17 protein-coding genes, 4 tRNA genes, 1 other RNA gene and 1 pseudogene are annotated in these 22,216 nt (G+C 69.8%); 7 read left to right on the top strand and 16 right to left on the bottom strand.

Annotation, left to right across the window (positions count from 1 at the left end):
* Positions 1 to 183: 183 nt before the first annotated feature.
* From AB0N06_RS11545 to purS, 4 genes are all read right to left on the bottom strand, one after another.
* The gene (locus AB0N06_RS11545) at positions 184 to 984 is read right to left on the bottom strand and encodes a sterol carrier family protein (protein ID WP_366134467.1); all 801 of its coding nucleotides are present in this window, start codon (positions 982 to 984) and stop codon (positions 184 to 186) included.
* Between the two features lie 94 nt (positions 985 to 1,078).
* Positions 1,079 to 3,328, bottom strand: coding sequence for a phosphoribosylformylglycinamidine synthase subunit PurL (purL, locus tag AB0N06_RS11540; RefSeq protein ID WP_366134466.1), 2,250 nt, complete (start codon positions 3,326 to 3,328; stop codon positions 1,079 to 1,081).
* Positions 3,325 to 4,005 carry a phosphoribosylformylglycinamidine synthase subunit PurQ gene (purQ, locus tag AB0N06_RS11535; RefSeq protein ID WP_366134465.1) on the bottom strand — a complete coding sequence of 227 codons (681 nt, stop codon included), beginning with the start codon at positions 4,003 to 4,005 and terminating at the stop codon, positions 3,325 to 3,327. Before purQ ends, purL begins: the two co-directional genes overlap by 4 nt.
* A complete protein-coding gene (purS, locus tag AB0N06_RS11530) occupies positions 4,002 to 4,262 on the bottom strand; it encodes a phosphoribosylformylglycinamidine synthase subunit PurS (RefSeq protein WP_037695153.1) in 261 nt (86 codons plus the stop codon). The genes purQ and purS overlap by 4 nt, the downstream gene beginning before the upstream one ends.
* Positions 4,263 to 4,645: 383 nt before the next feature.
* Between purS and AB0N06_RS11525 the strand changes: the two genes are divergently transcribed.
* The 5 genes from AB0N06_RS11525 to AB0N06_RS11505 all read left to right on the top strand — a co-directional run bounded on the left by AB0N06_RS11525 (position 4,646) and on the right by AB0N06_RS11505 (position 6,366).
* Positions 4,646 to 4,981: an Lsr2 family protein gene (locus AB0N06_RS11525; RefSeq protein ID WP_366134463.1), complete on the top strand. Its 336-nt coding sequence runs from the start codon at positions 4,646 to 4,648 to the stop codon at positions 4,979 to 4,981.
* Positions 4,982 to 5,106: 125 nt separating this feature from the next.
* Positions 5,107 to 5,178 (top strand) — tRNA-Gly (locus AB0N06_RS11520).
* An 81-nt stretch (positions 5,179 to 5,259) separates the two neighbouring features.
* Positions 5,260 to 5,332 (top strand) — tRNA-Gly (locus AB0N06_RS11515).
* 315 nt (positions 5,333 to 5,647) lie between these two features.
* A complete protein-coding gene (locus tag AB0N06_RS11510) occupies positions 5,648 to 6,268 on the top strand; it encodes a response regulator transcription factor (protein WP_366134522.1) in 621 nt (206 codons plus the stop codon).
* Between the two features lie 22 nt (positions 6,269 to 6,290).
* Positions 6,291 to 6,366: transfer RNA gene (locus tag AB0N06_RS11505), tRNA-Gly, on the top strand.
* A gap of 43 nt (positions 6,367 to 6,409) precedes the next feature.
* Here AB0N06_RS11505 and AB0N06_RS11500 read toward each other — a convergent pair.
* From AB0N06_RS11500 to ffs, 11 genes are all read right to left on the bottom strand, one after another.
* Positions 6,410 to 7,309: a phosphoribosylaminoimidazolesuccinocarboxamide synthase gene (locus AB0N06_RS11500; RefSeq protein ID WP_366134462.1), complete on the bottom strand. Its 900-nt coding sequence runs from the start codon at positions 7,307 to 7,309 to the stop codon at positions 6,410 to 6,412.
* A 144-nt stretch (positions 7,310 to 7,453) separates the two neighbouring features.
* Positions 7,454 to 8,677, bottom strand: a complete 1,224-nt coding sequence (locus AB0N06_RS11495) for an ABC transporter permease (RefSeq protein WP_366134461.1) — start codon at positions 8,675 to 8,677, stop codon at positions 7,454 to 7,456.
* A 56-nt stretch (positions 8,678 to 8,733) separates the two neighbouring features.
* Positions 8,734 to 9,441 (bottom strand): ABC transporter ATP-binding protein, encoded by a 708-nt coding sequence (locus tag AB0N06_RS11490; protein ID WP_359109507.1) that lies wholly within the window; start codon positions 9,439 to 9,441, stop codon positions 8,734 to 8,736.
* The gene (locus AB0N06_RS11485) at positions 9,438 to 10,715 is read right to left on the bottom strand and encodes a peptidoglycan-binding protein (RefSeq protein ID WP_366134460.1); all 1,278 of its coding nucleotides are present in this window, start codon (positions 10,713 to 10,715) and stop codon (positions 9,438 to 9,440) included. Before AB0N06_RS11485 ends, AB0N06_RS11490 begins: the two co-directional genes overlap by 4 nt.
* A gap of 130 nt (positions 10,716 to 10,845) precedes the next feature.
* Entirely contained in the window at positions 10,846 to 11,808 is a 963-nt protein-coding gene (locus AB0N06_RS11480; protein ID WP_366134459.1) for a hypothetical protein, read from the bottom strand.
* Positions 11,809 to 11,813: 5 nt separating this feature from the next.
* Complete coding sequence (locus tag AB0N06_RS11475; RefSeq protein WP_366134458.1) at positions 11,814 to 12,170, bottom strand: hypothetical protein; 357 nt, start codon at positions 12,168 to 12,170, stop codon at positions 11,814 to 11,816.
* Between the two features lie 263 nt (positions 12,171 to 12,433).
* Entirely contained in the window at positions 12,434 to 13,897 is a 1,464-nt protein-coding gene (locus AB0N06_RS11470) for a N,N-dimethylformamidase beta subunit family domain-containing protein (protein ID WP_366134457.1), read from the bottom strand.
* Between the two features lie 182 nt (positions 13,898 to 14,079).
* On the bottom strand, positions 14,080 to 15,840 hold the full coding sequence (locus AB0N06_RS11465) for a hypothetical protein (protein WP_366134456.1): 1,761 nt from the start codon (positions 15,838 to 15,840) through the stop codon (positions 14,080 to 14,082).
* A gap of 280 nt (positions 15,841 to 16,120) precedes the next feature.
* Positions 16,121 to 17,371: a phosphoribosylamine--glycine ligase gene (purD, locus tag AB0N06_RS11460; protein WP_366134455.1), complete on the bottom strand. Its 1,251-nt coding sequence runs from the start codon at positions 17,369 to 17,371 to the stop codon at positions 16,121 to 16,123.
* A gap of 81 nt (positions 17,372 to 17,452) precedes the next feature.
* The gene (locus tag AB0N06_RS11455) at positions 17,453 to 19,624 is read right to left on the bottom strand and encodes a DNA polymerase III subunit gamma and tau (RefSeq protein ID WP_366134454.1); all 2,172 of its coding nucleotides are present in this window, start codon (positions 19,622 to 19,624) and stop codon (positions 17,453 to 17,455) included.
* A gap of 115 nt (positions 19,625 to 19,739) precedes the next feature.
* Positions 19,740 to 19,836: signal recognition particle sRNA small type (gene ffs, locus AB0N06_RS11450), an RNA gene on the bottom strand.
* 109 nt (positions 19,837 to 19,945) lie between these two features.
* Between ffs and AB0N06_RS11445 the strand changes: the two genes are divergently transcribed.
* A tRNA-Ser gene (locus AB0N06_RS11445) sits at positions 19,946 to 20,033 on the top strand.
* 64 nt (positions 20,034 to 20,097) lie between these two features.
* Here the strand turns inward: AB0N06_RS11445 and AB0N06_RS11440 are convergent.
* Positions 20,098 to 20,352: pseudogene (locus tag AB0N06_RS11440) on the bottom strand (site-specific integrase); the annotation flags it as partial.
* Positions 20,353 to 21,005: 653 nt separating this feature from the next.
* Here AB0N06_RS11440 and AB0N06_RS11435 point away from each other — a divergent pair.
* Positions 21,006 to 21,770 carry a hypothetical protein gene (locus AB0N06_RS11435; protein ID WP_366134453.1) on the top strand — a complete coding sequence of 255 codons (765 nt, stop codon included), beginning with the start codon at positions 21,006 to 21,008 and terminating at the stop codon, positions 21,768 to 21,770.
* Positions 21,771 to 22,216: the final 446 nt, after the last annotated feature.

Raw genomic sequence — 22,216 nt, 5'->3', positions numbered from 1 at the left:
GAGTCCGCCGGCGGGGCGCCGGGGGCGCCGGTCGAACGCTCGTTTCGTGGCGAGCCTCACACCGGGTGCGGGCCACCGAGGCCGTTATGCGGCTTCTCCGCACCGGCGGTGTCACCGGCGCTGACAGGCATACGGTGTCCGACCATGGCCATGTGACGGTACGAAGGGCCGATCCGGTTCCTGTCAGCCGAGCAGCGGCAGCAGGTCGCCGAGATCGGCCCGCTCGCCGCTGGCACTGACCTCTGCCGCATCGAGTGCCGCCCGCCACTGCGTACGCCCGGTCGCGAGCCGGATCCAGGTCAGCGGATCGGTCTCGACGACGTTGGGCGGCGTACCGCGCGTGTGCTTCGGGCCCGGGACGCACTGGACGACGGCGAACGGCGGAACGCGCACCTCCACCGAGCCGCCGGGCGCCTTCTCCGCGAGGGCGTCGGCGAGCAGCCGGGTACAGGCGGCGAGTGCCTGCCGGTCGTACGGGATATCGAGCCCGGTCGCCGCGCTCAGGTCGTCCGTGTGCACGACGAGTTCGACGGTGCGGGTGACGAGGAAGTCACCCAGCCGCATCACGCCGACCCGGGTCGGCAGCAGCCGGTCCTCGCCCACGCCCGGCACCACCGCGTCGAACCGGTCGGCGACCTCCGCGTACAACGCGTCGAGGTCGGGACGCTCCGCGGCGAGCGCCCTGGTGGCGTCGGCGATCCGGCCGGCCCGCCCCGCGGTCGAGAACGGCCACTCCAGCAGGAAAACCTGGGGCTTGTCCCCGGGCGGCTCGGGCAGCTCCAGGTTCCGGCAGACGTTCGAAACCGCCATGGCCAGATGGGCGGCCAGCTCCCGCACCGTCCATTCCCCGAGCCGGGTCGGCAGGGCGAGCTGATCGGGCGTCAGTGTGCCGACCGCTGACCGGACATGGGCGAACTGCGCCTGTACGGCGGTGCGGGTCCGGGCGAGGTCGTAGCGGCGGGCGCGCTTCTGGGACGGCGGCATGGGAGCGAGCCTACGGGGTGGCCCCACGACGAAGCCCCCGCCCGGCGTACCGGGCGGGGGCTCAGACGTCACGCAATCGAACAGCGCGTCCGGCTCAGGCGAGCAGACCGGGGATCGTCGCCTCGTGGGCTGTGCGGAGTTCGCTCAGCGGGATGCTGAACTCGCCCTGGACCTCGATCTCCTCGCCGTCCACGACACCGATCCGGGTGACGGGCAGACCCCGCGCCCCGCACATGTCGTTGAAGCGGAGCTCTTCGCTGCGCGGAATCGAGACAACCGCGCGGCCCGCAGACTCGGAGAAGAGGAACGTGAACGCGTCCAGACCGTCCGGCACGACCAGCCGGGCACCCTTCCCGCCACGGAGGCAGGACTCGGTGACCGCCTGGATCAGGCCGCCGTCGGAGAGGTCGTGCGCCGCGTCGACCATGCCGTCGCGGGACGCCGAGATCAGGATCTCGCCGAGCAGCTTCTCGCGGCCCAGGTCGACCTTGGGCGGCAGCCCGCCGAGGTGGTTGTGGACGACCTCGGACCAGGCCGAGCCGCCGAACTCCTCACGCGTGTCGCCGAGCAGGTAGAGGAGCTGGCCCTCGTCCTTGAAGGCGACCGGGGTACGCCGCGTCACGTCGTCGATCACGCCGAGCACGGCCACGACCGGCGTCGGGTGGATCGCCGTCTCACCGGTCTGGTTGTACAGCGACACATTGCCGCCGGTGACCGGGGTGCCCAGCTCCAGGCAGCCGTCCGCGAGACCGCGAGTGGCCTCGGCGAACTGCCACATGACATCCGGGTCCTCGGGCGAACCGAAGTTCAGGCAGTCCGAGATGGCGAGCGGCTTGGCGCCGGAGGTGGCGACATTGCGGTACGCCTCCGCCAGCGCGAGCTGCGCACCCGTGTACGGGTCGAGCTTCGCGTACCGGCCGTTGCCGTCGGTCGCCATGGCCACGCCCAGGTTCGACTTCTCGTCGATCCGGACCATGCCGGCGTCCTCGGGCATCGCGAGCACGGTGTTGCCCTGCACGAACCGGTCGTACTGGTCCGTGATCCACGCCTTCGAGGCCTGGTTCGGGGAGGCGACCAGCTTCAGCACCTGCTCGCGCAGCTCGGCGGCGTTCGCCGGGCGGGGCAGCTTGTTCGCGTCGTCGGCCTGCAGCGCGTCCTGCCAGGACGGGCGGGCGAACGGGCGGTGGTACGTCGGGCCCTCGTGGGCGACGGACCGCGGCGGCACGTCGACGATCTGCTCGCCGTGCCAGAAGATCTCCAGCTGCGAGCCCTCGGTCACCTCACCGATGACGGTGGCGATGACGTCCCACTTCTCGCAGATCTCCAAGAAGCGGTCCACGTGCTGCGGCTCGACGATCGCGCACATACGCTCCTGCGACTCGCTCATGAGGATTTCCTCGGGCGAGAGGGAGGAGTCGCGCAGCGGTACAGTGTCCAGCTCGACGCGCATGCCGCCGGAACCGGCGGAGGCCAGCTCCGAGGTGGCGCAGGAGAGACCCGCGCCGCCGAGGTCCTGGATGCCCGCGACGAGCTTCTCGCCGAAGATCTCCAGGGTGCACTCGATGAGGAGCTTCTCCTGGAACGGGTCGCCGACCTGGACGGCCGGGCGCTTCGCCGGACCGGTCGACTCGAAGGTCTCCGAGGCCAGGACCGAGACGCCGCCGATGCCGTCGCCGCCGGTGCGGGCGCCGTACAGGATCACCTTGTTGCCGGGGCCGGAGGCCTGGGCCAGGTGGATGTCCTCGTGCTTCATCACGCCGATGCAGCCGGCGTTGACGAGCGGGTTGCCCTGGTAGCAGGCGTCGAAGACGACCTCGCCGCCGATGTTGGGCAGCCCCAGGCAGTTGCCGTACCCGCCGATACCCGCGACGACACCCGGGAGGACCCGCTTGGTGTCGGGGTGGTCGGCCGCTCCGAACCGCAGCGGGTCGACGACCGCGACCGGACGGGCACCCATGGCGAGGATGTCGCGGACGATGCCACCGACGCCGGTGGCCGCGCCCTGGTAGGGCTCGATGTACGAGGGGTGGTTGTGCGACTCGACCTTGAAGGTGACCGCGTAACCCTGACCGACGTCGACCACACCGGCGTTCTCGCCGATGCCGACGAGCATCGCGTCGTTGACGGGGACCTTCTCGCCGAACTGCTTGAGGTGGACCTTGCTGCTCTTGTACGAGCAGTGCTCGGACCACATCACGGAGTACATGGCGAGCTCGGCGCCGGTGGGACGGCGGCCCAGGATCTCGCGGATCCGGGCGTACTCGTCCTCCTTGAGGCCGAGCTCCTTCCAGGGCTGCTCGACGTCCGGGGTCTCGGCCGCGTGCTTGACCGTATCCAGGCTCATGCGTTGACCAGCTTCTTGATGATCGAGGTGAAGAAACCGAGACCGTCGGTGCGACCGGTTCCGATCAGCGGCTCGACGGCGTGCTCCGGGTGCGGCATCAGACCGACGACATTGCCCGCGGCGTTGGTGATGCCGGCGATGTCGCGGAGCGAGCCGTTGGGGTTCACGTCCAGGTAGCGGAAGGCGACGCGGCCCTCCGCCTCCAGCTCGTCGAGGACGCGCTCATCGGCGACGTAACGCCCGTCCATGTTCTTGAGCGGTACGGAGATCTCCTGGCCCGCGGAGTAGTCCGAGGTCCAGGCGGTCTCCGCGTTCTCGACGCGGAGCTTCTGGTCGCGGCAGATGAAGTGCAGGTGGTTGTTGCGCAGCATCGCGCCGGGCAGCAGGTGTGCCTCGGTCAGGACCTGGAAGCCGTTGCAGATGCCGAGGACCGGCATCCCCGCCCTGGCCTGCTCGATGACGGTCTCCATGACCGGCGAGAACCGGGAGATGGCCCCGGCCCGCAGATAGTCGCCGTAGGAGAAGCCGCCCGCCAGGATGACCGCGTCGACCTGGTGCAGGTCCTTGTCGCGGTGCCACAGCGATACGGGTTCGGCGCCCGCGACCCGTACGGCCCTCAGGCTGTCCTGGTCGTCGAGCGTGCCCGGAAAGGTGACGACTCCGATACGAGCAGTCACTTCGACTCCTCGGCCTTCTCCACCTTCACGGTGAAGTCCTCGATGACGGTGTTGGCGAGGAACGTCTCGGCCATCTCGTGAATGCGACCGAGGGCGGCATCGTCGACCGGCCCCTCGACCTCCAGCTCGAAACGCTTTCCCTGACGTACGTCCGCGATTCCCTCGAAACCGAGACGGGGCAGTGCACGCTGCACCGCCTGTCCCTGCGGGTCGAGGATCTCCGGCTTGAGCATGACGTCGACTACGACGCGTGCCACTGGCACTCCCGGTGGTGGTGTGGTGCGGCTGTTTCTCCGGGGGGCTCCCCAGACCCCCGCAGGTCCCCTCAGCCTACCTGCCCAGAAATTCTACGCGGGTAGATATCAAGCAGGCCCGATCACGTGGAGATATCGGCCGTGACAACGGGCGGGAAAAGTCCCGCGAAGAGAAATCCTCACGGCGCATACATAGAAGGCGGACACGCGGAGGCAATTGGCTGGGCTTCACAATGCGGCGCCTGTCGCTGTACAAATGATTACCGGGGAAAGCAGGATTGCCCCTAAACAGTCGACACCGGTCGACCCGCATCCGCCTAGCAGCCGGAAGGCCGGTCATCAGCGCATGCCAGACGCGCCGATGCCGTAGGAAAGGACCGATATCCGTGGCTCAGCGCGTAGTGGTCACCCTCTCCGACGACATCGACGGGGGAGCAGCGGCGGAAACGGTCACCTTCGCCCTGGACGGGAAGTCGTACGAGATCGACCTGAATCCGTCGAATGCAAAGAAACTGCGCAAGGCCCTCGCGCCGTACATGGCGGCCGGCCGCAAGCAGACAAATGTCGGCAAGCGCGGCAAGACTGCCGCCTCGTACCGGCACACCTCACTGGAACCCGACCCGGCGGCCGTGCGCGCCTGGGCCCGCTCGCACCGGATGGAGGTGCCGGCCCGCGGCCGGATCCCCAAGAAGGTCTACGAGGCGTTCCGCGAGGCCAGTTGAACGACACCCGGCACAGCCCCCGCGGCGACACCCCGCGGCACCGACTTGCGCGACACCCCATCAGTTCGGCTAGAGTCTGGAGCACGCCGAGGGGCAAGGCCGAAAAGCCGGACCTCACGCAGCGTGCGGGTGTAGTTCAGTAGCAGAACATCCCCCTTCCAGGGGGAAGGCGCAGTGTGCAATTCCTGTCACCCGCTCTGCATCGCTCTTAACAACCACTCCGGTGGATCGGGTAGAGTGGTGTTCGCACCGCCCAGTGAAAGCTGAGCGGCAGCAATGCGGACGTGGCTCAGTTGGTAGAGCATCACCTTGCCAAGGTGAGGGTCGCGAGTTCGAATCTCGTCGTCCGCTCTTGATCGAAGGCCCTGGTCGATACCGACCAGGGCCTTCGTCGTATTCCGGCACCCGCCACCCCCGGTCCCGCATGACGTTTGTCCTGGGCAGTTGTGACAGCTCGCACTGCTCGCCGCCGCGATCCGGCCGAAGTCTGAGGGCATGACCAGCGATGAATGCGTGATCGAGGCGGACGGGGTGCGGCGCCGCTATGCCGGCGGCTTCGAGGCTGTGAGCGGGATCTCCTTCTCCGTGGCGCGCGGCGAGATTCTTCCGGCTGACGGCGACCATCCCGGTACCGCGGCCGCGCACGGCCCCCTTGCAGGAGGAACGATGACGACCGCGCAGACCGTACGGGTGCTGCTCGCCGACGACGAGCATCTGATCCGGGGCGCGCTGGCCGCGCTGCTCGCGCTGGAGGACGACCTCGTCGTGGTCGCGGAGGCGGCGAGCAGTCCGGAGGCGCTCGCCATGGCGCGCGCCCACCGCCCCGATGTGGCGGTCCTCGATCTGGAGATGCCGGGTGCGGACGGTGTGAGTGTGGCCACATCACTACGGGCTGAACTGCCCGGCTGCCGGACCATGACCGTGACGAGTCACGGCCGCCCCGGACATCTGAAACGGGCGCTCGCGGTGGGCGTGCGGGCGTTCGCCCCGAAGACGGTCAGTGCCCGGCAGCTGGCCGGCATCATTCGTACCGTCCACGCCGGACACCGTTATGTGGACCCGGAGTTGGCGGCCGACGCGATCTCCGCCGGGGACTCGCCGCTGACCGTGCGCGAGGCCGAGGTGCTGGAACTGGCGGCGGACGGGGCGCCGGTCGCGAAGAGTGCGGAGCGGGCGTCGCTGTCGCAGGGAACCGTACGGAATTACCTCTCCGCGGCCGCTTCGAAGCTCGGCGCGGAGAACCGTCATGCGGCGGCGCGTCTCACACGGGAGCGCGGGTGGGTATAGTAGGCATCGCGCTTCGGCGCATGCGAACGTAGCTCAGCTGGTAGAGCGCAACCTTGCCAAGGTTGAGGTCGCGAGTTCGAACCTCGTCGTTCGCTCCACGCAAGAAGGCCCCGGTCCTGTGACCGGGGCCTTCTTCATGTCCTACTGCCAGGTGTGGCCGGTGAGCAGCTCGTACGCCTCCAGGTACTTCGCCCGGGTCGCGTCGACGATCTCCTGCGGCAGCGCCGGGGGCGGCTGCTCGCTCTTCCGGTCCCAGCCGGAGGCCGGTGAGGTCAGCCAGTCGCGCACGAACTGCTTGTCGTACGAGGGCTGCGCCTTGCCCGGCTCCCAGGCGGCGGCCGGCCAGAAGCGGGACGAGTCCGGGGTCAGGACCTCGTCCGCGATGATCAGGTCCTCGCCGTCGAAGCCGAACTCGAACTTGGTGTCGGCGAGGATGATGCCGCGCTCGCGGGCGATGCCGCGGGCCCGGGTGTAGACGTCGAGGGTGGTGCGGCGCAGCAGGGCCGCGGTCTCCGCGCCGACCTCGCGGGCCACTGCCTCGTACGACACGTTCTCGTCATGGTCACCGACGGCCGCCTTGGTGGCGGGGGTGAAGATCGGCGCCGGGAGTTCGGAACCGTCGACGAGCCCCTCGGGAAGAGCGAGTCCGCAGACCGTACGGGACTCGTTGTACTCGACGAGGCCGGAGCCGGTGAGATAGCCGCGGGCGACGCACTCGACGGGGACCATCCGCAGCGACTTGCAGATCAGCGTCCGCCCGGCCCAGTCGGCGGGGGCTCCGGCGGGGAGCTCCGTGGACAGGACGTGGTTCGGGACAAGGTCGGAGAGCTGGTCGAACCACCACAGCGAGAGCTGGGTGAGGACGCGGCCCTTGTCGGGGATCTCGGTGGGCAGGACCCAGTCGTACGCGGACATCCGGTCGCTGGCGACCATGACGAGGTCGCCCGCCTCGTTCCGGTACAGGTCGCGCACCTTGCCGGTGTGGAGGTGGGTGAGTCCGGGGACCACCACCGGCTCGGGCTTTTCTACAAATCCGGACACGCTGCCTCCGCGTAGGTTGATCCAGGAGTCGTTCCGATTCTCCCGTATCCGGGTGAAGTGCGGTGGAGCGGGGCCGCCCACACTCCTCGATCGGCCCCCTCCGATACGCCGGGCCCTGCCAGGACAGCAGTCCGAAGGACGCCGTCAACGCCGCAGCGCCTCGGCGGGCTCGATCCTGCTGGCCCGCCAGGACGGGTACGCCCCCGCCAGGAGACCGGTCACCAAGCCGATCACGGGTGCCATGAGCAAGGTGGCGGGGTGCATGACCGGTGTCCACTGCCGGGCCACCGCGACGCCCACCACCGTCACGGCACCGAGTGCCGTGCCGACCAGTCCGCCCAGGGCACCCAGTGCGGCGGACTCGGCGAGGAACTGGCTGGTGATGTGGCGTCCACGAGCCCCCAGCGTGCGGCGCAGACCGATCTCTCCTGTGCGCTCCAGGACCGCGACGAGGGTGGTGTTGGCGATCCCCACCGCACCGATGATCAGGCACACCACGGCCAGCAGCAGGAAGAGCTGGTTCATGTCCGAACCGACCGTGGTGCGCAGCGCCTTGGGGTTCGGGGGCGGAATGGACTTGAAGTGAGCCGGATGCGCCGGGTCCAAGGCCAGTGGCGCCTCCTCGGCGATCTGAGCCGCCGCGCCGAGCTTCGTGGAGATCAGCATCTTGGCGGGCGTCTCGGCCCCCGGCTCCCCCCACGTCGCCTTCGCGACACTGCCGGGGACCACGACGGACAGGAGCAGGTCGGTCTTGCGCTGGACGTCGGCCATGATTCCGATCACGGTGAAGGGCTTGTCACCGATGAACACCGCCGGCCGGCTCTCCAGCGTGGTGATGCCCAGCCGGCCGGCCATGCCGGAACCGATGACGGCCACCGGCACCGCTTGGTCCTCGTGGTACTCGTCGAAGAGCCTGCCCATCCGCATGGTGGGTTTCGCGGCCCTCAGCACCCCCGGGGTTGCGGCCTGGACCTGCGTCTCCTCCTCGGTGACCGAAGCGCCGACCGGGGACGAGCGGACGCTCTCACCGTCCGCGAGGCTCACCGGCCAGTAGACGCCTGCATCGGTGGCTCCGTTGAGCCGCTCGATCCTTTCGGGCGCGTCCTCGGGAAAAGACATGCCGCTGAACGATCCGTCGGCGGCGCCGACATCCTCGACGGTGACCTCGGTTGCGGTCAGCGCGTTGAAGCGGCCGTCGATCTGAGACGAGGTCGTCGCTGTCAGGCCGAGGACGGCCACAAAGGCCCCGATGCCGAGCACGGTGCCGAGCGTGGTCAGGGCGGACCGGGCCGGCCGCTGGAGCATGCCGGCCACGGCCTCCGTCAGCAGGTCGCGCGGGGAGAACCGGGACAGGTCGGCCCTGTTCACCCGCTCGCGTCGGCGCCGTCCGGTTCCGCGCCGTCCTCGGAACGCCGGACGGGCCGTCACGACACGGCCCGGTCGGCCGGAAGGTGGGGCGCTCCGTCGAGCCGACCGTCCCGGATGGCCAGGGTACGACCGCCCCTGGCTGCCACCGAGGGGTCATGGGTGATGACGACGATGGTCATTCCGTCCTTGTGCAGATCGTCGAGGAGACCGAGTACCGAGTCCGCGGTCGCCGTGTCGAGGTTGCCCGTCGGCTCGTCGCACAGGAGCAGCGAGGGGCGGGCGACCAGAGCGCGCGCGATCGCCACGCGCTGCCGCTCACCGCCGGACAGCCTGGTCGGCAGCGCGGCCATCCGGTGCCCGAGGCCGACCCGCTGCAGGGCATCCCGGGCCCGTCCCGGCCGTTCTCTGCGCGGCACGCCGTTGTAAACCATGGCCAGTACGACGTTGTCGAGTGCGCTTCGGTGCGGCAACAGATGGAACGACTGGAAGACGAAGCCGATACGGCGGCCCCGCAGCCCCGCACGCTCGGTGTCGGAAAGACCGCTCGTATCGATGCCGTCGAGCAGGTAGCGCCCGCTGGTGGGGGCGTCGATGAGTCCGGCGATATTGAGGAACGTCGATTTCCCCGACCCCGACGGCCCCGTGACCGTGACGTACTCACCGCGCTCGATGACCAGTTCGGCGGGGCGCAGAGCGGGGACGGGCGGAGGGCCCGGGTACGTGAGTCCGACGCCACGGAAGTCAATGACCGCTGCCGGACTCACCGGGTGTCGTCCTGGCCCGGCTGCTGTGCGGATGCGGTACCCACGACGACTCGGTCGCCCTCGGCCAGCGCGTCCTGTGGGACCGGGGTCACCTGCACGCTGCCGTCGCCCTCCAGGCCCGGACGTACCCGTACCCGTCGGCGTTCTCCCTGCTCGGTGAGGACGGTGACCACGGTGCTGCCGTCGGCGGCAGCCGAGACAGCGGAGAACGGTACAAGGAGCACCTTGCCCTGAGAGCTCTTGATCTCGATGGTCAGCCGGACCTCCTGACCGACGAGCGACGCGTCGATCTTCTGGTCCGGTGTGACGTTCAGGATGGAGAGGGCGTCTGCTGTGCCGCCGTCCTCGGCCGCGTCGCTCCCTCCCGCTTCCTCACCCCCACCGGAGGACGAGCCTGCATCGCCCTCGGTGACCGCAGCCGCTGTTCCGTCGAACTCGTCGCCGGTCGCCTCGGCGAGGATCCGTACCTTCTGGCCCGCCCGGACGATCTTCCGCTGACTCGGCGTGAGGGATCCCCGTACGCCGAGCGTGCCGGAGGAGATCGTCATGACGGTCTCGGGAGCCCGGTCCCCCACGCGGGCCGCAACGGACTCGACCCGAGCGGGGAATCGGTCCAGAAAGACGATCTCTGCGGCGGGGAGCATGGCTCCGGCCTGAAGACGTGCGGCGGCCAGCGCCTTCTCCGCACGGGCGAGATCCTCCTCGGCCCGTGCCGTGTCGGTCGCACCGTGCTTGCCCGCACGGACGTCCTGGAGCGCCCGGGTGGCGTCGGTGACAGCCGTTGCTGCGCTCTCGACCTGGGCGGTTCCGTCCTCGGAGACCGGTCGGGGGTCGTATCCGAGGGAGCGGTAGTACGCCGCCAGGGCGGCCTGGGTACCGGCGCCGAACTCCCCTGCGGGGTCAGTGGCCGAGCCGAAACCGCGCTGCCCCAGCGCCTTCCGGAGTTGAGTCACGTCCTCCCCGCGGGCTCCGGGCTTCAGGTCCCGGTACGCAGGCAGCGCACCCGACAGAGCGAAAACGGGGCGCCCTGAAATCTCGACCAGAACACCTCCCGCCTTCACCGTGTCACCCGCTCGCAGCGGTGCCTTGGTGACCAGGGGTTTTGCACCGTCCGCCGCGCTCACCGCGGCGGAGACCGCTACCGTACGCTCGGCGGCCACCTGGCCACGTACCACGAGTGAAGCGTGCAGCACCCGGTGCTCGACCGCTGCCGTGAGGACATCGCGCTCCGGCGTCCCTGCCTCGGCCGCGGCCTGGGCAGGTGACTTGATCACCGTCGAAAGGGTGAACCCGGCGCCTGCCAGAGTCAGCGCTCCCACCACCACGACGGCCAGCAGCCTCCGGCGGCGGGACAGTGCCGAAGCCGCTGAAACGTCCTCCGGTATTCCGGCAGGTGCACCGCGGTCAGCGTGCTTCGATCGCTCTGTTCGCATTCTCGATCCACCTGGCGGTCTTGTCCTTGGCATCCTTGAGAATCTCGGCGCTCTCCTCGATCACCTGTTTCTCGTAGAGCGTCTCCACAGCGATTCCTATGCCGAGGTAATTGGTCTTCTTCTTGCATCCCATGTCGGCGACCGCGACGGCGATCTCCTTGTCGCCGGCTCTGGCTGCATGCGACCAGCTCTTGTCATTCCACGCGCTGCTCGGGCTGTCGTAGTCGTAACCCTGCTTCTTCATGCAGTCCGACCACCGCGCGGCGGCGTCCCGGAAACGGCTGTCGTCCCGGGTCTTGGTCATAGCCTTTCCACCGACGGACGACACCACCATTTCCGCGTATCCCTCGCCGAATCCGCCTCTTCCGGCGCCTGCCACGGACCCGTCCGGGAACTTCACTTCCTGGGCGGTCGCCGCTCCGGCTGTGATGGTTCGCAGGGCCTCGCCCTCACAGCCGTCCTTCGGGACCTTGTGACCGTTGTACGTGGCAACCTTGCCGGACAGCAGCTTCCCCTGGGTCACCGTGGCGTTCTCTGAGTACCGCGCCTCAGTGGCCGAACCCGTGCCCTTCGGGTCAGGTGGCTGCTTGTATCCGTAGCGTTCCGCCTGGGCAACCGGCACGACGAGGAATTCGTTGTGCTCCAGGTATGCCTTGCCAGTGAACCGCCCCAGGGGCTGCGGATTCTGCGCGTAACCCAGCTCACGCATGCATGCGTTGACCAGCAGCACTCGCGCCTTCTTCAGCGTGTAGTTTTCCTCGGGCGTCGGGAGATACGCGTCCAGCGGGGTGGTGATCTGCGCCGGGTCGAGATGTCCGGGGGTGGGCACGGAGCCGAGCGCCGGCTCCGTGCCTCCACCCACCGAGGTCGAGCAGGCACACAACGCGAGGGCCAGCAACGCTGTCAGCCCGGCGATGCGTGAAAATTTCCTCACTTCCTTCAGCACCCGGTCTTCCGGAACGAGGAGAACTCGTTGTTGTTTTCGTAGAAGGTGAGGTAATTGAAGTTTCTGCTGGCGAAGTAGCTCCTGCCGCCGTATCCGGTGTCCCAGTAAAAGGTGAATCCGGCACAGGAGGTCATCGTGTTGGCGTCGTTCGAGGCCGCACCTATGGAGTCACCGAGATAGGAAGGGTCGATCTTGTAGTACATGCCATGAAAGTCGGGGTGGGGATCGTTCAGGTCGTAATAGCCGTAGGTGTAGCTGGTGGGCTGCTGGTAGTCGAATACGCAGATGTTTCCGGCATCCGTGCAGTCACCGTCCCCGTCCGCCTCAGCGGTCGCGGTCGCGGTTGCCACCAGCGCTACCGACAGCGCTACCACTGTGGTGGCACGGGTGAAGGCGGATCGCTTGAGCCCCATTGTTTTGCACTCCTTGCTGAACAGCCTGGCGACAGGCTCGATTTCAGGAACGAAACAGGCAAAAACACCAGGGAACTCCCCCCCTGGGCGGCCACAGGCCCGTGCATACGTCGCAACAGGCCCCAGCCGTCAGGAAGTTACACGCGCGCTGCACACCCGACAAGATCAGATGAAGGATATGTGGAGGTCTACGAACTAAATCAGCCGCGTTTGCAGATGCGGTCGAGGAGATTGGCGGTGGCGCGCTGGATACGGGTGTCCACATGGCCGGGGCGGTCCAGAGCCGGGGACCAGGCGAAGGTGCCGGAGGCGAAGACGAGGGCGCCGGACGGGGCGCGGTAGAGGGACGTCTCCTGGTGGCGCGTCGCGCCTTCGCTGTCCTGGTACGGGGAGTGGGCGAGCAGAATGCGGCTGTCGTGCTCCGGGAGGGCGGTACGCGGGAAGTAGCGGTCGGCCTCGCCGGCGACCAGTCCATCGATCTCGTCGCCCTCGTCCGCCCCGGTCGCGGCCCAGAGCCAGTGCTCCGCGTTCCGTACGACCAGGGGGTGGGGGTCGGGAACCCGGCCCGCGTACTGGATGCCGAGGACCTGCTGCTCGGCCCGGTCGACCTCGCGCCAGAGTGCGGGCCTGCCCGGGCCGCGGCGCTTGCGGCAGGTGAGCAGCCGGTCCGGGACACCGGACGGCGACGGGGAGAGGCTGACCTGCCAGTACATGGTGTTGGCGGAGAGGAAGACGAGCGAGGTGCCGCCGTCGCGCGCCGCTTCCACGGTGCGACGCATCGGGACCGACCAGTACTCGTCGTGGCCCGGGAAGATCAGGCCCCGGTACCGGCCGGGGTCGATCCGGCCGGCGTGCAGATCGCGGGTGTCGGCGTACCCGATGTCGTAGCCGTACCGCTCGGCCCAGCGGATGAAGTCGTAGGCATGACCGACGTGGAGGGGCAGCCCGGCGCCCGCGTACGGGCGGTCGAAGGAGACGGTGACCGCCGCGTCCTCCTCGCCGAGCAGCCGGCCCTGTTCGTCCCAGGCGTGGTAGAGGCTGGCGCCGGTGCGGCCGTCCTCGGGGTAGAGGTTGTACGCCTGCCAGGTGATGTCCGGCAGGACGAGCAGCAGATCGGCCGGGTGGTCGTCGCGGACGGTGAACGGGATGTGGGAGCGGTAGCCGTCGACCGTGGTGAGCACGGCGACGTAGGCGCCGATCGACCAGTAGGTGGGGATCTGCAGCCGCCAGGACTGCCACCAGTGGTGGCAGGAGACGGTGCGGTCGGCGGTGAGCGGGGCGGGCTGGACGATGCCGGAGAGCCGCGGGCTCGTGGTGATCTTGGCGGCGCCGTCGCCCCCGTAATGACCGATCCGGTAGATGTCCACGGTGAACTGCTGCGGCGGGTCCACGGTGATGTGGAAGTCGATCGCCTCACCGGGGGCCGCGGCGCCGGTCGAGGCGAAACCCTTGATCTGGCGGTGGACGTCGTCGGCGGTACGGGTGCCTCCGCCGGTGGAGCCGCGGGCCAAGGTGGGATCGGCGTACCAGGGGACGACCTGGCCGGTGTCGTCGAAGTAGTTCTCGCTGCCGCGGAGCCAGGGCAGGGGGCCCTGGCCGAACGGATCGGATACGGCATGCGCGAGGGCACCCGATTCCCATCGGCGAATCTGCTCCGCCCCCATGGCGCTCCCCTCCCTCGAGTACCCCGGGACAACAGTGGTGCGTTGACCGTCGACGTCGATCCCCAGCACATCACATAACGCATGCACCTCGTCACCGTTCGTCGTGAATTGACGTGAACGGAACGCTTTTCTCCGGATCGTGGAGCCGACGAGCCCATGACCCACGGAAGCGCGCCCGTGGGTCAGACAAGCCGGACGGGTTTGTCGGTGCGGACGCCCACCGAGGCGAGCCACGAACGCAGCGGTCCGGCGTCACCGTCCTCGACCAGGCTGAGGACCGGGCTGCCCAGATCGGCCCGACGCTCGCCGTCGACCAGCAGCGCGGGTCCGTCGAGCCAGTCCAGGCCGGGCGCCGCACCCGCCGTGTCCACGGCGGCGCAGCAGACCATCGCCGCGACATGGTCGGCGAGCAGCTCCGCACCCGTACGGGGCGGCTGGAGCGGGAAGAGCGGCAGCGGGTCGGGTCCCCAGAAGTCCAGGACATCGCCGCCGGAGGCGGAGCAGGCGCCGGAGACACCGGCTGCCGGGGGGCCCGGCGGGGCCGGTGCCTCCTCACGGGCCACCGCGGCACTGATCCCGGCGGCGAGCTCCTCGCTGCGGCCGCTCCGGCCGGCCAGATGCTCGACGACCCGGGCCAGTGTGGGCACGGCGACATCCACGGGATCGGCGCCGCGCGATCCGTGCGGCGCGTGGGCCCCGTCCTCCTCCGCGGCCGTCGGCGCATGCCGTACGCCCAGCGCGTCCAGGACGCGGTGCAGACGGGCCGCTTCGGTGCGCCACTTCCGGTCGACGACTTCTTCCGGGTACTGCTGCCAGTCGACCGGGGACCAGTCGGGACCGGTCTCCGCCGGGCCGCCGTGGAAGAGCCGGGCGGCCAGCAGCGAAGCGGCTTCGTCGGCCGCTCCGGGCTCCTCCAGGAGGTCGCAGGCCGGGCGCTCACCGAGCCGGGAGGCGAAGCCCTCCGCGAGCCGGTCGCGCCGGGAGAGCTCAGTGAGGGCGGAGACGACGCCGGCGTCGAGCCGGGACGGCCAGCGGCCCATCCGCCAGGCGGGCAGCGCGACCCGGGTGAGCAGCCGGTCCCAGCCGGCGTAGGCAAGTCCGACCTGCTCCTGGGCGACGATCCGCAGCCCGTAGTCCACAGCCTGTGCACGCTCGGACGCGGCGGCGGCGACAGCCCGCTCCATCGCTGCCGCATGACCACGACAGGTGCGGAGCAGCAGCCGTGCGATCCAGCCGACGAAGCGGCGCGGCACTCTGCGCAGTGTCGCGAGCGGTCCGGGCACCGGGGTGTCCGCGTCGGCGACCGCGCCGTCCAGTCCCCGTACGAAACGGCGGGCGGCGGCTATGTCGGGATGGGCGGAGGGGCCCGTGCCCGCGACGACCGGGGCGAGCACCGCCCGTAGCTCCGCGACCCGCATCCACCACAGGAACGGCGAACCGATGACGAGCACGGGCGCCGTCTGCACGCCATGACGGCGGCCGCCGGAGACGGCGGGCCGGCCCGCGGAGCCCCCGGCGGGCTGCGCTGCGGGGTGGCTGCGGTCCTCCAGCCAGCTGTCACAGTCGGGCGTGAGGGCTATGGCCGAGGGCGCGGGGACGCCGAGCCGGTCGGCGAGGTCACGGACCAGCCGGTAGAGATCGGGGGCGGCCTGCTCGCTGAGCGGGACCGTAGGGCTGACCGCAGGTCTCGCCCGCACGATCGCGACCGAGACCGCGACGGCGCCCAGCAGCACGAGCACGGCGCAGGCCGTCACCGCCCAGCGCACGGCGTAGAAGGCGCCACCGCCGATACGGCCCTGCGCACCCGCGACGAGCAGCACGACGGCGACCGCCGCCGGCAGCAGGGCCGCAGCCATTGCCCTGCTGCGAATGCGCAGCAGGGCGAGAGCTCGGGTGCGCGCAGCCTGCGCGCCCAGCCCCTCACCAGCACCGGTACCGGACACGGCCGGACGTCACCCCCTTTGCCCCCGCGGCGGTATTGCTCACTCCCCCACTGTGGCACCCGTCACAGACATCGCAATGCCGGTGGGCCAAGTGCCGGAACGCCTGCGCCGCACCCTAGTTGGGGCCTCGGCGGACGTCATCCGGATAGCCCAGTCGTCACTCGATGGAATGGCTTTGGGTAAAGGTGCTGACGTGCCGGTACCCATAGGGCAGGGGCATGACGTCGCCCCCTCGGGCCCGAGGCGCGAGGGGGCGAAATGGAGGTACCGGACCGGCCGATCAGGCTTCGGCGGCCTTTCGGGCGATGTCCGTACGGAACTGCGAGCCGTCGAGCCGGATCCGGGCGGCCGCCGTGTAGGCCCGCTCCCGGGCGGTGGCGAGGTCCTCGCCCGTCGCGGTCACGGACAGCACCCGGCCGCCCGCGCTGACGATCGTGTCGCCGTCCCGCCTGGTCCCGGCGTGCAGGACGTACGCGTGCGGAGCGTCCTGCGCCGCAACGTCGTCGAGGCCGCCGATCGGGTCACCCGTCCTCGGCGTGTCCGGGTAGTTGTGCGAGGCGATGACCACGGTGACCGCGGCGTCGTCGCGCCACCTGAGCGGGGGCAGCTCGTCCAGGGTGCCGTCGGCGGAGGCCAGCAGAACACCGGCCAGCGGGGTCTTCAGCCGGGCCAGGACCACCTGGGTCTCCGGGTCGCCGAAGCGCGCGTTGAACTCGATGACCCGGACGCCCCGCGAGGTGATCGCGAGACCCGCGTACAGCAACCCGGAGAACGGGGTGCCACGGCGGCGGAGCTCGTCGACGGTCGGCTGCAGGACCGACTCCATGACCTCGTCGACCAGCTTGGGGTCGGCCCACGGCAGCGGGGAGTAGGCGCCCATACCGCCGGTGTTCGGGCCCTCGTCGTTGTCGAGGGCCCGCTTGAAGTCCTGGGCGGGCTGGAGCGGCAGCACGGTGGTGCCGTCCGTGATCGCGAAGAGGCTCACCTCGGGGCCGTCGAGGAACTCCTCGATGATCACGCGGTCGCAGCCCAGCGCGTGGGCGCGGGCCGCCTCGACATCGTCCGTGACGACGACGCCCTTGCCCGCGGCGAGCCCGTCGTCCTTGACGACGTACGGGGCGCCGAAGGCATCGAGGGCCTCGTCGATCTCGGAGGGGGTGGTGCAGACATAGCTGCGGGCAGTGGGGACGCCGGCCTCGGCCATCACGTCCTTGGCGAACGCCTTGGAGCCCTCCAGCTGGGCCGCCTCACCGGACGGACCGAAGCAGGGGATGCCTGCGGCGCGGACGGCGTCGGCGACCCCGGCGACAAGCGGCGCCTCCGGGCCGACGACCACCAGCTCGGCGCCCAGTTCGGTGGCGAGGCGCGCGACGGCGGCGCCGTCGAGTGCGTCGACCGGGTGCAGTTCGGCCACCTCTGCGATGCCGGCGTTGCCGGGAGCGCAGTACAGATCGGTGACGTCGGGGTCGAGGGAGAGAGAGCGGCACAGGGCGTGTTCGCGGGCGCCGCCGCCGATGACGAGGACCTTCACGGGGTGCAGCCTAGCCGCCGGGGCACGGCCGTCTTGACGGGCGCCGCTCCGTGGACACCCCGTGGAGCGGCTTCCGGACCGCTACTCGTTGGTGAACTCCTCGACGACCGTGGCGCCCAGCTCCCGGACGATCAGGTCATGGCCGGAGAGAGCGGAGTCGACCAGGTCCGGGTCGTCCGCCTCGGGGGTGTCGTCCTCCGGCGCGACCGAACGCGGCGGCTCGGGGGCATGGTGCGGCTGGGGTGCGGGCGCCGCGGCGGGTGCGGGACCGGCGCCCGGCTGCTGGTGCGGGGCCGGCGCGGGCGCGGGCCGGGACTCGTACTGCTGCGGGGCGGGGGCGGCCGGACGCTGCGGTGCGGCTGCGGCGGAGGGCCGGCCGCCGCCGGTCTGCGGAGGCTGCCCCGCGCCGCCCGACGGGTCGACGATCGCCTCGACCTTCCACTGCGCGTTGAACTGCTCGGCGAGTGCCTGCTTCAGCACGTCCTCGCTGCCGCTGCTCGCGAAGTTGTCGCGGGCGCCCGCGTTGAGGAAGCCGATCTGCAAGGTGGTGCCGTCGAACCCGGTGACCTGCGCGTTCTGGCTGAGCAGGATCCAGGTGAACCGGCGCCGGTTCTTCACGGCCTCCAGGATGTCGGGCCACATGTTCCGCACCTGTGCGGCGCCCTGAGCCATCCCCGGACTCGGCTCGGCCGCACCGGGAGCGGGTGCGGCGGCGGGCGCGGGAGCGGGAGCGGGGGCCGCCGGCATGGCGGGGGCGGGTGCCTGACCGGGGGCGGAGGCGGTCGGCCAGCCACCGGGACGGCGCTCCTGCTCCGGCGCGGCCGCGGCGGGCCAGGCCCCGGGACGCTGACTGCCGGAGGGAGCCTCGGCGGGCGGCTGCGGTGCGGGGGCGGCGGGCGCCGCGTACTGCGCAGGCGCGACCGGTGCCGCGGGCGCGGCCGGCACGGGCGCGGCCTCGGGTACGTCCCCCCGTACCGCGGCCCGCGCCGCAGCGACGCCGCCGCCCGGCGGAACCATGGCCACGGGCGCATGCGCCTCCGCCTCCCGGCCCGGTACGTACCCCAGGGCGGGCCCGGCTCCGGCGGTCGCGAACGAAGCACCGCGCTCCAGCCGGTCCAGCCGGGCCTGCAGCGAACGCTCGTCGTCGAAGGCGGCGGGCAGCAGCACCCGGGCACAGATCAGCTCGACCTGGAGACGCGGCGAGGTGGCCCCGCGCATCTCCGTAAGCCCTTCGTTGACGAGGTCGGCGGCGCGGCTCAGCTCTGCGGCGCCGAAGACGGACGCCTGGGCCTGCATCCGCTCGACCACGTCGGCGGGCGCGTCGATCAGCCCCTTCTCCCCTGCGTCCGGAACGGCGGCCAGGATCACCAGGTCGCGCAGCCGCTCCAGGAGGTCGGCGACGAAGCGCCGCGGGTCGTTGCCGCCCTCGATCACCCGGTCCACGGCCTCGAAGGCCGCGGCCCCGTCGCCCGCCGCGAACGCGTCCACGATGGAGTCGAGCAGCGAGCCGTCCGTATAACCGAGCAGCGAGGTCGCCATGGCATAGGTCACACCGTCGTCGCCCGCGCCGGCCAGCAGCTGGTCCATGACGGACATCGAGTCACGCACGGAACCGGCGCCGGCCCGCACGACCAGCGGCAGGACGCCGTCCTCGACGAGGCTGTTCTCCTTGCCGCAGACCTCGGCCAGATATTCGCGCAGCGTCCCGGGCGGTACGAGGCGGAACGGGTAGTGGTGCGTACGCGACCGGATCGTGCCGATGACCTTCTCGGGCTCGGTGGTCGCGAAGATGAACTTGAGATGCTCCGGCGGCTCCTCGACCACCTTCAGCAGGGCGTTGAACCCCGCCGATGTGACCATGTGCGCCTCGTCGATGATGTAGATCTTGTAACGACTCGACGCGGGCCCGAAGAACGCCTTCTCCCGCAGATCACGGGCGTCGTCCACGCCACCGTGCGACGCGGCGTCGATCTCGATGACATCGATCGATCCCGGCCCGTTGCGCGCGAGGTCCCGGCAGGACTGGCACTCCCCGCACGGCGTCGGCGTGGGGCCCTGCTCACAGTTCAGACAGCGGGCGAGGATCCGCGCGCTGGTCGTCTTCCCGCAACCGCGCGGACCGCTGAACAGATACGCGTGATTGACCCGGTTGTTCCGCAGGGCCTGCTGCAGCGGGTCAGTGACATGCTCCTGCCCAATGACCTCGGCGAACGACTCGGGGCGGTAGCGGCGGTACAGCGCAAGGGACGACACACATACGAGGTTATCGGGGCGGACTGACAACCGGCCCCGGACCGGGGACACCACCGGGGATGGAGCGGCCGCGGAGGCGCGGAAGCCGCAGGAATCGACGCCACGGGCCCGAACACGCAAGGGCCCCCCACGCACCCGCCAGAGCCAACCTACCCTTGCTGCCTTCCGGCCCTGGGGGAGTTCAGTCAGATAGCGCCACGTGAGGGGCTGATACCCACCTTAGCCGATCCCCACCCGGTCAAGTCCACCCGCCCGCCCTCCCGACCCCGCTCCGGGGAACGGGTTCGCGAGCACACCTCAACGTCTTGTATTGTTTGCGGCGGAGGATTCGCCTAGTGGCCTAGGGCGCACGCTTGGAAAGCGTGTTGGGGGCAACCCCTCACGAGTTCGAATCTCGTATCCTCCGCCATTGCTCTCACCGGGCAATACGTCGAAGGGCCCCGCAGCTTGCTGCGGGGCCCTTCGACGTTGTCTCAGCCCTCGTTGTCCTGGTCTTTGTCCACAAGGGCTGTTTCCGGGGCACCCCAGATCGCGGCGCCGATCTTTCGGGCCACCTCCTTCAACAGGTGGTCGGGGACGTGGAGGTACCGCGCCCGCATGCGAGCGGCCCCGCCCGGCTCCCACCCCATGATCTGGTCAATGACCCGGTCCGGTACGCCCAGCAGCATGAGGACCGTTCCGGCGGTGTGCCGGGCATCGTGCAGCCGACCGTCCCGGACCGCCGCGTCATTCCGCCCCAACGCTTGGGTGACCGGACTATCTCTGGGACGTCGAAGGCCGGTCGGCAGCGACTGACATCAACACCTGACATCAACGTCGGTGCACGCAGGGATATACCGGCGTACAGGTGCATCATGGTCAACGGGTCCAGTTAGCCGTGACAGACCTTCTGATCCGTGTGCGCACCCGCCTACGGATCAGATGGCGCGCACTGCTGCAAGAGCCGTCCCGATTGGCCAAGACAGGCGCCTACGCCCCGAGCCCCTCGGGGCCGTTCCAACCCCGCCCCCTGCCGCAATCGGCCTTCTCCGCCGCCAACGCGCGTTGTCCTGGTCGTTGTCCAGTTCAGCGACGGACGGCGTTGTTCGCCTCCGTACGCACTCCCCGCCTGACCTGCCTCGTGAACCCCTGCGGACGCGACCGGACGGTCACTCGCACAGTTGGAGCACGCCGGCGGTGGTGTGGCAGCCGTGCACTCTGCGCTGATCTCCAGCCCCGGATCGTTGGCCGCTGAGGTGCACCCACCTGGGGTGGAGCGGCGGGGATTGTCTGATGCCCCATTGTGATGCGCGGGTGTACAACCCCGTGTGGATGCTGGCTGTCTGTAAGGCGCTGGAGGGATGAGCCTTTGGTGCCTTTCCGTACGGAGATTGGGGATCAGGTGGGGAAGCAGGTCTGGAGAGTCGTCGTGGCCGGTGGTGCGGCGGCGGTGTTCACGGCCGTGTCCGCGGTGCCAGCCGGGGCGGCCGAGGGTGGGGTCTCGTTCACCCGTGTCCAGGTGAACGGCGGCAAGCCGATTGTGATCGGGGTGTCGAAGGAGGTGGCGGTGCCCGCCTCCTTCCGGATGGCGACCACTCACAAGTGGAAGTGGCCGGCGGTGTTCCTGTACCGCAGTGGTGCGGGTGATCGGCTGTGGCACGCCATCGAGACGAGCGACTGCATCAAGGTGAGCTCGGGCGTCTGCGACATCAACGAGACGATGTACTTCGACCCGAGCATATGGGCCATGCGCAACAGCGAGGCCGGGGCCTGGAAGGTCGGGGCCGAGGTGTACTTCGAGGGCGGCGGTGGTGACACCGACGACGAGGGTCTGACGGTCCACGTCAAGCGCAACTCCCGCCTGACCGTCAACGCCTCGCCCGAACCGGTGTCCAAGGACAGGACCATCACCGTGACCGGAAAGGTCACGCGGGCCAACTGGGAGACGAGGAAGTACGCCTCCTACGGAGGCCGCCTGGTGAGCCTGCAGTTCAAGCCTGCCGGCGCCGCCTCCTACACCACGGTGAAGAAGGTGTACGCGAACGGCTCGGGTGATCTCAGGACGACCGTGAAGGCCTCCAAGACGGGTACGTGGCGCTGGGTGTACTACGGCAACACCACCACCGGGTCGTCGACGTCGTCCGGGGACAACGTCGTGGTGAAGTGATGTCCGCGGTGCTGGCGGGCCTGGTATCAGCGCCTGACATCAACGGCCGTGTACATCGACACCCACGCACGTACTGGTGTCCGCTCACGGGCAAGACTTCTCCCGCGAGAGGCTGGCCAGCCTCAACGGCGCACCCGCCTACGAATCAGAAGGCCGCAGAGCACCACACTGACAGCGAGTTTGGGCCAGCACCCACAGGACAAGGCCTCCTTCACCGCCGCTCGTTGTCCTGTTCCTTGTCCAGTTCGTTCACACCCGCCTTAGTTCGCCGACGTACGCCAGCCCTCTCTGATCTGCCGAGTGGCCGTCCATGAACGCTCACGGACGGCCACTCGCACAGTTGGAAAGCGGGTTGGGGGCAACCCCTCACGAGTTCGAATCTCGTATCCTCCGCCAGTGCCTCACCGGGCACGTTGTCGAAGGGCCCCACCGCTCGCGGTGGGGCC

Source organism: Streptomyces sp. NPDC051020 (assembly GCF_040683105.1).
Classification (GTDB): Bacteria; Actinomycetota; Actinomycetes; order Streptomycetales; family Streptomycetaceae; genus Streptomyces.
The sequence above is the reverse complement of the archived record's forward strand: the minus strand, read 5'-3'. Positions and strand labels throughout refer to the sequence as shown.

What these genes read in the sequence shown, in the direction of transcription:
- AB0N06_RS11545 (WP_366134467.1), bottom strand. Translation starts at nt 984, where the DNA reads ATGCCGCCGTCCCAGAAGCGCGCCCGCCGCTACGACCTCGCCCGGACC.
- AB0N06_RS11470 (WP_366134457.1), bottom strand. Translation starts at nt 13,897, where the DNA reads ATGGGGGCGGAGCAGATTCGCCGATGGGAATCGGGTGCCCTCGCGCAT.
- purL (WP_366134466.1), bottom strand. Translation starts at nt 3,328, where the DNA reads ATGAGCCTGGATACGGTCAAGCACGCGGCCGAGACCCCGGACGTCGAG.
- AB0N06_RS11510 (WP_366134522.1), top strand. Translation starts at nt 5,648, where the DNA reads ATGACGACCGCGCAGACCGTACGGGTGCTGCTCGCCGACGACGAGCAT.